The sequence below is a fragment of the Paraburkholderia fungorum genome (assembly GCF_046026025.1).
Lineage (GTDB): Bacteria > Pseudomonadota > Gammaproteobacteria > Burkholderiales > Burkholderiaceae > Paraburkholderia > Paraburkholderia fungorum_E.
This window is the reverse complement of the sequence record NZ_JAQQFL010000058.1, coordinates 21477-31186: the sequence shown is the minus strand read 5'-3', so window position 1 is coordinate 31186 and position 9710 is coordinate 21477. Positions and strand designations below refer to the sequence as shown.

Here is a 9710-nt window from a genome sequence, read left to right as displayed (position 1 = left end):
TTTCTGTCTTGTTTTGCCTGACAGGAAGCGATGCCTAAAGAACTGATAGACGACGAATTGTGGTCACTCATCGAACCGCTGCTACCTGCGCGAGCACCACGCAATCGCCAGTTTGCGGGCCGCAAACCGATACCCGACCGAGCGGTGCTGACCGGCATCGTGTTCGTGTTGCGCTCAAGCATTGCGTGGAACCTTCTGCCGCAAGAAATGGCATGTGGTTCAGGCACAGCTTGCTGGCGACGGCTCGTTGCGTGGCAAGAGGCAGGTGTCTGGCAACACATCCACGAAACGTTGCTCGCCGAACTGCGCCGCCGTGGCGAAATCGATTTCTCGCGTGCGCTCGTTGACGGCTCATCGATTCGCGCCGTGCTGGCGGGAAAAAAACCGGCCCGAATCCCACAGACCGGCGCAAGCTTGGCAGCAAGCACCACCTCATCGTCGACGCGAAAGGTATCCCGCTCGCGGTCATCCTGAGCGCGGCGAACCGGCACGACATTACCCAGCTTGATGCGCTCGTCGATGTCATTCCACACATCCGGGGCAAGCGGGGCCGTCCCCTGCACAAGCCGCAAATCGTTCAGGGCGACCGGGACTACAATTCCGAACCCCATCGGCAGCGCTTGCGCGAGCGAGGCATCACGCCAGTGCTCGCAAAAATCGGCTCGCCACATGGCAGTGGCCTCGGCAAAACGTGGCCAGTCGAGCGTTCGATTGCGTGGCTTCACTCGTTTCGACGGCTCAAAATTCGCTACGAACGCTATGCTCACGTTCACGAAGCATTCCTGTCTTTGGCTTGCACCTTAATTTGCTGGACGCGCCCAAAGCCTCTGTTTAACTAATTTCGCAACAGCTTCTTATTCCGTGTGTCAGCGTAGCCAATTGTTAGAAGCAGGCTCGGACCGATCGTGCCGTTAGACAGCATGGAATGTCGCCGACCGATCGTATCGTGGACATTCAGCGTTTCGTCCACTCGGTTTTTTATGCGCTGCTGACTTCGGCGAGAGAACGCTATCCGCACCAACATGCTACGACTGGATATTCATTTTTTGGTCCCAATCATGGAACTCCTCACCATCCTGAAAAGCCTCACCTTAAGATAGATTGGCCTGTTTTTTCGCTAGGCGTGCCCGCGAGTCATCGACGCCAGTAGGGGCGTGGGTCGCAAATCGACACTTGCAAACCTGCGTCGTCTCCATGTCACCTCCTGGAAGTCCTCACCATCCTGGATAAGCTCACCTTGATAAGTGATTTCACCGTTTTTTTGAGGTTCCACTCATTATTCAACTTCCGCGCGCTCATTTCGTCGGTACACCATCCACGTCGGTAACAGAATACGGTCCGTGCCAGCACGCTCCTACTGGAAATATTGACCTTGCTTCGGCTCCTGGAAGTCCTCACCATCCTGAATAAACTCACCTTCACGGCGACTGAACTGTCTTCGGGACGTCAGGCGTGATGCTACATCGCTGAAAATGACCCTTGTGGGTCGAGTGCCACGTATCGCCGACAGGCAGGGGCCAGCCAGGAAGCGACGGTCGACGCTGTCGCTTCGAATGACTGTTCTTGGCCCCACGGTTGACCGTCGCGGTTGGCGTCAAGAGTTACAACGGGCCGGGGTGCAGTTCAAATCGTGCGGCCTTTTGCATTTCTGACCCGCCATCGAGGCGGGTTTTTTATTGGCACAAGCAAATGAAAAAGGTTGATCGAACCAAGGTCATCGTCGCCGCCATCAACGTGGTCAAGGCTATTGCAGTTGCCTTGATCCATGCGTACGCGGTGATTGTGGTGACTCAGGTCCAACACCTCGTTCACTAAGCGCCAATCCCGATAGTTCTCTCCGTCACCCCGCAGTTCGTGACGGGTCGGTGATTTTTTGGCCACTGACCTGTCAGCCATGCTGCTGGTGAATCTACTATTAATAACATCGCTTATGTGGTGCACCACATAAGCGATGCAGCTTCCAGGGGCTAGCCGCAAAGGTTCAGTCGGTCCCCATCTGACGCAGGCCCAACTGTCGATGCTTCTCGAAGACATCAACTGGAAGCAACCTTCCCGAACGCGCACGCCACTGTCGATGTTGTAAACCGCGTGGGAGGTGCGTAAACTCCCGCGCATGTCTGATACGACACCGCTTCCTGACGACATCGATGGGCGCGCCGATTGTTGATGACGAACTGTGGACACTGATCGAACCATTGCTGCCGACGCCAAAACCACGGGGCAAGAAGTATCCAGGCCGGTTGCCGGTTGCGAACCGATTCGCACTGAACGGCATCCTGTTCGTACTCAAGACCGGTATCCGCTGGCGCGACCTGCCGACAAAATTGGGATTCGGCTCGGGTTCAACCTGCTGGAGACGGTTGCGCGACTGGCACAAGGCCGGCGTGTGGAAGCGATTGCACGAGCTACTGGTGGCGAAGTTACGCGAGGTCGGCGAACTGGATTTCTCACGAGCAGCCGTCGACTCTTCATCTGTGCGAGCCGTTGGGGCGGGCGAAAAACTGGTCCGAACCCCACGGATCGCGCGCGACCGGGTTCCAAGCACCACATCCTCGTAGACGCCAATGGCGTTCCTGTCAACGCGATCCTGGCAGGCGCGAATCGCAACGACATCACTCAACTGCTGCCGCTGGTTGACGCCATTCCACCGATTCGCGGCGTACATGGCCGGCTGCTTCACAAACCCAAGGTCATCTACGCAGACCGTGGCTACGACTCCGAGGCGCATCGCCAGAAACTTCGCGAGCGCGACATCAAGCCAGTGATTGCCAAGCGCCGGACAGAGCACGGCAGTGGTCTGGGCAAATTCCGCTGGGTTGTGGAACGTACACATGCGTGGCTTCACAACTTCCGTCGTCTTCGCATTCGCTTCGAACGTCGGGCCGACATTCATGAAGCGTTTCTCAAACTTGGTTGCTCTCTCGTCTGCTGGAAGATCTTCAGACGGACGGTGCAGCCTTTTTGAATCCGTCTCTTACGCGCGCGCCGTAGCTCAACATTCCTTTACTCCGCCAGAAACTGCTTGCCAGCTACGTCCGGGACACGACGCTTGCCCGGTACGAAATTCACTACTGCTGCGATCGCAGTGGCGACGAATCCGAGCGTACACACCCCGTACCATCCGCACGCTGACCATGCGAGCGTTGCTAGCCGGGAGAGCGACGCGCCACCCGTAAAGAGTCCGAGAATATAGAGCGTTGTGACGCGGCTGCGAATCTCCGGCGCGAGGCGATAGATGATGGCTTGATTCGATATGTGTGACGCCGTGATTCCCAGGTCCAATAAGAGGACGCCGACCATGAGTCCGGCGAGACGACCGCCCAGAAACATGAACACAACCCAGGACAGCAAGGCGATACTCGTTCCGAGCTTGACCGCGAACTCCGGCCCGCGTCGATCTGCGAGCTTGCCGAACAGCGGAGCACCGAGCGCGCCGGCTAGCCCGATTACACTGAATAGACCCGCCACGTAACTGGGTAGATGAAACTGCGGCGTCTCCAGATAGAAGGCGAGACTTGTCCAGAATGCGTTGAACGCGCCGAACAACAGTCCTTGCGTCAACGCTGCAAGGCGAAGCTGGGGTTCTTGCAGGAAGACAGTCGCGAGCGAGCGGAGCAACTGGCCATAGCCGAGCCGAAGTGTTGGCTTGCTGGTTGGGGCGTGACGGGCGAACAGGACGGCGATGACCAGCATGGTTGCGACTGCGATCCAGTAGACCGCGTGCCACGCGAGGTAGTAGCCGACATAGCCGCTGACCGTTCGCGCCAGCAGAATGCCCGCGAAGAAGCCGCGAGCGAGGAAACCGGTGACATGCCCCCGGCTCTCTGGCGGCGACAACTTCGCGGCGAATGGCGGTAACAGGTATGGCGCGACGGTAGTCAGTCCCATCAGGGCACTAGACCAATAGAGCATGCCGGCGGTGCTTGAACTTGCCACCAGTGCGAGCGTCACAACATGCGCGCCGACCAGCAGGAGAATGAGCTTGCGGTTGTCGACGATATCGCCAAGCGGCATGAAGATCAGGACGCCCGCACCAATGCCGATCTGGGTTAGCATCGGTACGAGTCCCATCGCAGTGTCGGAAACATGGAGCGCTCGCCCGATGGCGGGCAGTAAAGGCTGCGCGTAGTAGGCGCTGCCTATTGAGATGCCGCACATGAGCGCGAGCAGGATGAGCGTCGCGCGCGTGAGGGGGCGCGTTGAAACATGGGAGCGAGTCATCGGGGTCTGCCAGGAGGGCCGGATTAGTCGGCGAAATTGGTGCCGATGGTCAGTGCTTCCCAGCGATCAATTTCTTCGCTCAGGCTTTCGATTTTGTGGCGCACGAAGCTCAATGCATCTGTCCCAAGCAGAAGATGAACCGGCGGCGTTTCAGCATCAACGATCTTGACGATGGCGTCCGCGGCTTTTCTGGGGTCGCCCGCCTGCTTTCCGCTACGCTCGATCCGCGCTTTGCGCAATGGTCCGAACAGCGGCTCATAATCCGCGATCGCGGCGTCGCTGCGTTTCATTGACTGTCCTGCCCATTCGGTGCGAAACGCACCAGGCTCGACGGCTGTGACCTTGATGCCGAACGCGGCCACTTCCTTCGCAAGGGTCTCGCTAATTCCTTCGAGCGCGAACTTGCTGCCGTGATAGGCTCCGAGCCCTGGGAACGTAACAATGCCGCCCATCGACGTGATATTGATGATGTGGCCGTGACGGCGCCCACGCATGAAGGGCAGCACTGCTTTCGTCATGGCAACCGCGCCGAACACGTTGACGGCGAACTGCGCACGAAAGTCGTCCATGGAGGTTTCTTCGATGACTCCTTCGTGCCCGTAGCCTGCGTTGTTGACGAGGACATCAATGGCGCCGACGTCCTGCTCAATCGCGGATACAACCCGCGTGACGTCGGCATCGCGAGTCACATCGAGCAGGACACCAACGGCACGCCTGGGATCGAGCTTTTCGAACTCAGCAGAGGCCGCGCTCGTTCGCACGGTGCCGACGACGCGATCGCCGTTCGACACGACTTTTTCTGCCAGGGCGCGGCCGAAACCGCTGCTTACTCCACTAATCAACCAGGTACGCATGACAATGCTCCTCGACCGAACCGGTGCGAACGGTAGTGTTCGCGCCATGAGGAGAATTCTGGCGAACGGATGATGTTCCGGCTAATTCGAAATACTCGGGGTTCCGATAACTGCCGCTAATCTAACCACTTTTAACTCTCTGGTCATTTCTTTCCGGATACGTGCTGGGCGTTATGGGCTTGTACGCGACGTGCTTCCTCGAGCGCCAGTTCAATGAAGTCCAGAATCAGCGTGTTGCGCTCATCCGAGCGGGTAAACATGTGAACCGTCAACTCATCGAAACCTTCTATCGGGCGCCAGGTTAGTGACTCCGGAATCGAAGCGAACACATACGTAGCGCCGAGCATGACGCCGAGACCTTGTTCGACAAGGGTCATGCCCACTTGCGACTGCATGGTTTCGTAGACGAAGTTCGGCCTGAATCCCGCACGATGGCAATGAGCAACAACCGAGTCGTAGAGTGGACCGTTCACGGCCCGTGCGGGGACGATCAAGCGCTCGGCGGCGAGATCGTCCAGTTGCAGACGGGCGAGGCCGGCGAGCCGATGCTCGCGACGCATCAATAACGCCCAGCCGGATTCGAGCAAGGGTTTCCCGCGTACCGATGCATTGCTGGGCATCGGCGCGATCGGCACGCCGAAGCCGACATCGATCTGGTTGAGTGCCAGTGCCGCGACCTGTTGCGCTGCATTCATCTCGTGTCTGGCGATCGTCACATCGGGATACAGCGCCTGCAGCCGGATCAGTGCGGGGGGAACGAAGGGCAGGTTGGTGTATTCGACCAGTCCGACAGACAGCTTGAATTCGCCGTGTCCGCCAGCTTTCCTCGCGGCTTTCAAAGCCCTCTCGATTTGCTCGAAAACCTTTTCGATACCGTCGCGCAAAGCTTCGCCCGAAGGTGTCAAAGCGACTCTGCGCCGGTCCCGGTCGAACAATTGCACGCCCACGAGTTCTTCGAGCTTTGCGACCTGCTGGCTGAGTGCAGGCTGCGTGACAAAGGCGAGCTCCGCAGCCCGGCCAAAGTGTAGCTCTTCAGCCAGAATTGCGAAGTAGCGTAGCTGGCGCAGTTCAATTGCTCTCATAAGGGACTCTTATCGAAGGTTCAACGCGAACTAATTGGCTCACACCAGCAGGCGCGCCGATACTGAGCAACAGGGAAGCGCCTCATGCAGCCCGGCATCCGGTGCAGTATCCGTTTCCATCGATCACATTATGCAGGGAGCTAATCGATCGTGATATCCAACGCTTCAACCTCAGCGGCATCCCCCCTTCCTTATGACGGCCTTGATATGCAAGTTATTGGAGGCAGCCGGCGAGCCGGGCGTGGGGCAGGGTTCACGCGTGTGACCGATCCCTACACGGGCGGATTGCTGAACGAAATTCAGAATGCCAGCGTGGAGGATGTCGATGCGGCATTCAAGGCCGCGCATGCCGCGCAGGCGGAGTGGGGGACGCGCTCCCCTGGTGAGCGCGCTGGTTTGCTGCTTCGGGCCGCGACTATCCTCGAGGCGCGCAAGGAAGAAATAGTCGGCTGGCTTATCCGCGAGTCCGGGAGCACCCGGATCAAGGCGACGCTCGAATGGCAAGCGGTCCATTCGATGATGATCCATTTCTCCGCGTTCCCGTATCAGGCAAAGGGCGAAATTCTTCCCTCGGATGTTCCGGATAAGGAACATCGTGTCTATCGTCGTCCGCTCGGGGTGGTAAGCGTCATTAGTCCGTGGAATTGGCCGCTGCATCTGACTAACCGCTCGATTGCGCCTGCTTTGGTGCTCGGTAACGCGGTGGTCGTGAAACCCGCGGCTGAGACGCCCGTGACCGGTGGTTTGCTGCTTGCGCGGGTTTTCGAGGAAGCGGGCTTGCCGCGAGGCGTGCTTAACGTGGTGGTGGGCGATGCGAGCGAGATTGGCGATGCGTTTGTTACGCATCCGCTTTCCCCGTTTATTTCCTTCACGGGTTCGACGCCCGTCGGTCGTCGCGTCGGCTCTCTGGCCATGACCGGTCCGACACTCAAGCGCGCCGCACTGGAGCTGGGCGGCAATGCACCGCTGATCGTGTTGAGCGATGCCGATCTCGAACAGGCCATCAGCGCTGCTGTGGTCAGGAAGTTTCTTCATCAGGGCCAGGTCTGCGTCAGCACGAATCGGATCCTCGTTCACGCCGCGGTACACGACGACTTCGTCGCGGGATATATCGAGCGGGTCAAGGCGCTCAAGGTCGGCAATCCGGCCGACGCCGATACGGTGATCGGTCCGGTTATCAGCCGTAAGCGGCTCGACGCGCTGACGCGCATGATAGACACGGCTCTTGACGGAGGGGCGCATCGTGCGCTGGGTGGCCAGGCGTCGGGGCTTGTGCTGCCGCCTCATGTTTTCACGAAGGTGCAGGTGGAGTCGCCGCTGGCGCGGGAGGAAATCTTCGGTCCGATCGCTCCGATCGTGCGTGTCGAAGACGATGAGGCGGCGATCCGGGCGGCAAACGCCACGGAGTTTGGCTTGTCCAGTGCGATCTTCACGCGCGATGTGGAGCGCGGCGTGCGCCTCGCTCACCGCATCGATGCCGGGATGACGCATGTGAACGACATGAGCACCAACGATTACCCGAATACACCGTTCGGCGGTGAGAAGAACTCGGGCCGCGGGCGCTTTGGCGGACAGTGGGTGGTCGACGAAATGACGCGCACCCATTGGGTGTCGGTGCAGCATGCGCCGCGTGCCTATCCGTTCTGAGACGGGCACAACCCTGACATCGTTGCAGTGAGGCCGGGAGGTGCCGACTGCGTTTGTTCGAGCGCAAGTTGGCTCAGATTTGCTTCAAAGTGTTTGAAGCAAATGCACGTAGGCGTAATAGCCACGCTTCGTTTAACGCCCACACTGACCCGCTCCATTGCATACGCGTAAATGCGGGCGATCAGATCTATAGGAAGCTACGCGCACGACAGATCAGGAAAAACCGTCCGGGCAGCAGCAGGGTGAGGGCGACGATACACAGCATCCGGAGTCGGCGGCCTTGGAGGGGGTCTCGCGACGCCGCTTTCTGCAATCGGTCGGCGCATCCGGCCTGGCTGCCGCCGGCGGTAGCTGGCCTGCCGCCGTGCCCGCGCAGACGGGGTCGCCTGTTCCTGCGAGCCGGTCCGACGCGGCCGTGGCGGGCGACGTCTATCCCGTACGGCTCGTGGTCAACGGTGTCGAGAGACAGCTCGCGGTCGCGCCCAATGCGGTGCTGCTCGACGTGCTGCGCGACGCGCTGCAACTCACCGGCACGACGAAGGGCTGTGACCACGGCCAGTGCGGCGCGTGCACGGTTCATGTGAACGGCGTTTCGGTAAATTCGTGCCTGTCGCTGGCGGTGATGCATGACGGCGACGAAGTGACGACGATTGAAGGATTGGAGCGAAACGGCTGTCTGCACCCGATTCAGCAAGCGTTCTGGGAGCACGACGCGTATCAGTGCGGCTACTGTACGTCCGGCCAGATGATGAGCGCGGTAGCGGTGCTGAAAGACGCGCGCGTTCCAGCCGATGACCATTCGCTGCGCGAGGCGATGAGCGGCAACATCTGCCGCTGCGGCGCGTACCGGAATATTGTGGCGGCGATCCAGTCGGCGCGCGGCAAGATGGGGAGGGCCGGCTGATGCGCAGGTTCGAATTCATTCGCGCAAACAGTGTCCGCGACGCGGTCACAGCCCACTCGCAAGGCACCGGCACGGTGTTTCTGGCGGGCGGCACGACGCTGCTCGACTTGATGAAGCTCGACGTGATGCGCCCGGCCCGGCTGGTCGACATTCACAAGCTCGGTCTTGACCGGATCGATGTGCTCGACGACGGGCGTGTGCGCGTCGGAGCGAAGGTCACGAACACCGAGCTGGCTCGGCACGAGCATATTCGGCGCGCGTATCCGGTGTTGTCGCAGGCGCTGCTGTCGGGCGCCAGCATGCAATTGCGCAACAAGGCGACCACCGCCGGCAACCTCATGCAGCGCGTGCGCTGTGGCTACTTCCGTGATGGCGTGTCGGCATGCAACAAGCGTGAGCCTGGCTCGGGCTGCGCGGCGACCAACGGCCAGAACCGGAATGCGCACGCAGTGCTCGGGGGCAGCGACCAGTGCATTGCCGCGCATCCGTCGGACATGTGCGTTGCGATGGCGGCAATTGGCGCGACGGTGCACGCGCAGGGGCCGATCGGCGCGCGCGATATCGATTTTCTCGATCTCCACCTGTTGCCGGGCGACACGCCGTGGAAGGAACACGCGCTGCACGACAGCGAAATGATCACGCACGTAACGCTCGACGCGCCGCTTGCGCACGGCCGTTCCGCGTATCTGAAGTTGCGCGATCGCGCGTCTTACCAGTTCGCGCTCGCGTCGAGCGCGGCGATCCTCGTGCTCGACGGTGGGACGATCCGTGAAGCACGGCTCGCGCTTGGCGGCGTCGCCACGAAGCCGTGGCGTGCGCTGAATGCGGAGGCCGCGCTCAAGGGGCAATCCGCGTCGGCCGACACGTTCCGCCGCGCGGCGGCGATCGCGTTCGAAGACGCGCGTTCGTATGGGCAAAACGGCTTCAAGATCGCGCTCGGCCAGCAGGCGATCGTGCGCAACCTGTCTTCGCTCGTCGCATAACGCGGCGCGATCCCCGAAT

Annotated in this window: 9 protein-coding genes; 6 read left to right on the top strand and 3 right to left on the bottom strand. The window is 60.2% G+C overall.

All coding sequences use genetic code 11. The features are described 5' to 3' along the window. The first annotated feature begins 30 nt into the window (after window positions 1-30). The 3 genes from PQR67_RS37085 (at window position 31) to PQR67_RS37075 (ending at window position 2965) form a co-directional block, all read left to right on the top strand. Window positions 31-839, top strand: a protein-coding gene (locus PQR67_RS37085; protein WP_408467755.1) for an IS5 family transposase whose coding sequence is annotated in 2 segments (ribosomal slippage) — window positions 31-370 and window positions 370-839 — 810 coding nt in all. Because the reading frame shifts where the segments join, the coding sequence is not laid out codon by codon here. 850 nt (window positions 840-1689) lie between these two features. After that, window positions 1690-1815, top strand: a complete 126-nt coding sequence (locus PQR67_RS37080; protein ID WP_408467754.1) for a hypothetical protein — start codon at window positions 1690-1692, stop codon at window positions 1813-1815. 332 nt (window positions 1816-2147) lie between these two features. After that, window positions 2148-2965, top strand: a protein-coding gene (locus PQR67_RS37075) for an IS5 family transposase (protein WP_408467753.1) whose coding sequence is annotated in 2 segments (ribosomal slippage) — window positions 2148-2496 and window positions 2496-2965 — 819 coding nt in all. Because the reading frame shifts where the segments join, the coding sequence is not laid out codon by codon here. Window positions 2966-3003: 38 nt separating this feature from the next. Here PQR67_RS37075 and PQR67_RS37070 read toward each other — a convergent pair. The 3 genes from PQR67_RS37070 to PQR67_RS37060 all read right to left on the bottom strand — a co-directional run bounded on the left by PQR67_RS37070 (window position 3004) and on the right by PQR67_RS37060 (window position 6157). Then, on the bottom strand, window positions 3004-4221 hold the full coding sequence (locus PQR67_RS37070; protein ID WP_408467752.1) for an MFS transporter: 1218 nt from the start codon (window positions 4219-4221) through the stop codon (window positions 3004-3006). A 23-nt stretch (window positions 4222-4244) separates the two neighbouring features. Beyond that, window positions 4245-5075: an oxidoreductase gene (locus tag PQR67_RS37065; RefSeq protein ID WP_408467751.1), complete on the bottom strand. Its 831-nt coding sequence runs from the start codon at window positions 5073-5075 to the stop codon at window positions 4245-4247. A 143-nt stretch (window positions 5076-5218) separates the two neighbouring features. Beyond that, window positions 5219-6157 (bottom strand): LysR family transcriptional regulator, encoded by a 939-nt coding sequence (locus tag PQR67_RS37060; RefSeq protein ID WP_408467750.1) that lies wholly within the window; start codon window positions 6155-6157, stop codon window positions 5219-5221. 207 nt (window positions 6158-6364) lie between these two features. On the opposite strand from PQR67_RS37060, the gene PQR67_RS37055 reads away from it, so the two are divergent. The 3 genes from PQR67_RS37055 to PQR67_RS37045 all read left to right on the top strand — a co-directional run bounded on the left by PQR67_RS37055 (window position 6365) and on the right by PQR67_RS37045 (window position 9691). Then, a complete protein-coding gene (locus tag PQR67_RS37055) occupies window positions 6365-7804 on the top strand; it encodes an aldehyde dehydrogenase family protein (RefSeq protein WP_408467749.1) in 1440 nt (479 codons plus the stop codon). Window positions 7805-8084: 280 nt separating this feature from the next. Beyond that, window positions 8085-8708 (top strand): (2Fe-2S)-binding protein, encoded by a 624-nt coding sequence (locus PQR67_RS37050; RefSeq protein WP_408467748.1) that lies wholly within the window; start codon window positions 8085-8087, stop codon window positions 8706-8708. Continuing rightward, on the top strand, window positions 8708-9691 hold the full coding sequence (locus tag PQR67_RS37045) for an FAD binding domain-containing protein (protein WP_408467747.1): 984 nt from the start codon (window positions 8708-8710) through the stop codon (window positions 9689-9691). The genes PQR67_RS37050 and PQR67_RS37045 overlap by 1 nt, the downstream gene beginning before the upstream one ends. Window positions 9692-9710 lie beyond the last annotated feature (19 nt).